The sequence below is a fragment of the Endozoicomonas sp. SESOKO3 genome (assembly GCF_024606255.1).
The window spans coordinates 1-1,374 of the sequence record NZ_JAHHPR010000574.1; the positions used below are offsets into that span (position 1 = coordinate 1).

Below are 1,374 nucleotides of genomic sequence, written 5' to 3' on the forward strand. Positions count from 1 at the left end.
ATATAAAGCTGATTGTCCTCTAGTTCAGAAACTGTCTTGATGTTCTCGTCAACCGTCTTGCCACCATAAGCAAGAAGGAGAGGCGGACCGCTACCTATAAACGACAGCTTGCTAATCCCTTCCGATACCGCTGTCCTTTTTTCAATGGCTTTGGAGGAACTCAACCAACCAGTCCAGCTCAATAGATTGGCATAAGCAGCACTGTAGGCATCAAACGGCAAAACGATAGATACTATGAATAAGAAAAACAGATGAGTCATAGTGAGAAGTCTTGCCGTTTTCATAATTGGATTTGCCTACAGGCTTTATTGATGAGGCATAACAATAGACCTTAAATTTGAAGATGTTTAATTTATCCCCCGTTTATTTTAGTGCCTTTCAAAAACGTTAGCCCTTCCTAAAAATGACAGCAGACAAAAGTTGACGCTTGGTTGGACGTACTCACCCTTCATTCCCGGCCATTAAAAAAGCCCCTGATCAGCATAAAAGTGGTCAGGGGCTTTTTTTATTCTGGTCATCTCAATCGTTCTTCAACAACTCAAGCTGCATGATGGACTGCTCAAACCCCTGACGGGCAGCCAGTTCATAATAGGCTTTAGAAAGCTCTCTGTTCATGGGGATTCCATGACCCATCTGGTACATTCTGGCCACCCAGTGCTGTGCACAGTCCAGCCCCTTGTCAGCCTCAGCTTTGAGCACCTCAAATGCTTTGGCATACTCTCCTGCGATATAGATGGCCAGACCTGATGAGCAGCGTTGATTATCTGCCACCTGTTCAGCCATCAGAGGCAAAGGAAATAAAATCAGCAAAAGTGCCAATCCGTTAGCTTTCATTTCAAACACTCCCTGTTTGTTCCAAGCACTTCACATAGTGACAGAAAATTAACAAAGAAACGAAATTTTTATGCTCACATGCGCTTAATCAATCACAATGTGTTCAAACCTTGCACTCGAGATGAAGCCGATTGATCTTTTGGGTCAGCTCTTCATAGACCAGCTGCCTGAACCAGATATGAGCAGGCTCTTTCATATACCTCTCATGCCATATGATTGAGTAGGTAAAAGGCTTTTGCTCCATGGGAAAAGGCAGTATTGCCAGCCCATAGTGATGAGCGCAGCTTCCCACCAAACCATAAGGCGCTGTCAATATATAATCGGTATTGGCAACCAGAGCCAGTGCCGCAATAAAATGCGGTACCCTCAGGGCAATTCGCCGGGACAATCCCCGCTCTTCCAACAAATAGTCGACAGCTCCCTTTCGCTCTCCTCCCATGGTGATCAATGCATGGGAATGACTGGCATAGCGCTCAATATCCATACCCTGCTCCACCAGAGGGTGAGAATCTCTGACAACACAGACAAACTTGTCCTGAC

General features: G+C 45.3%; 3 protein-coding genes. All 3 read right to left on the reverse strand.

Features of this window, described 5'->3' with window-relative positions; all coding sequences use genetic code 11:
* Positions 1–260: hypothetical protein (locus KDK18_RS09810; RefSeq protein WP_257254722.1), on the reverse strand; the 260-nt coding region annotated here is incomplete at its 3' end.
* Positions 261–519: 259 nt separating this feature from the next.
* Positions 520–834, reverse strand: coding sequence for a hypothetical protein (locus tag KDK18_RS09815; protein ID WP_257254723.1), 315 nt, complete (start codon positions 832–834; stop codon positions 520–522).
* A gap of 103 nt (positions 835–937) precedes the next feature.
* Positions 938–1,374 (reverse strand): LysR substrate-binding domain-containing protein (locus KDK18_RS09820; protein ID WP_257254724.1); only part of this gene is annotated, 437 nt, incomplete at its 5' end.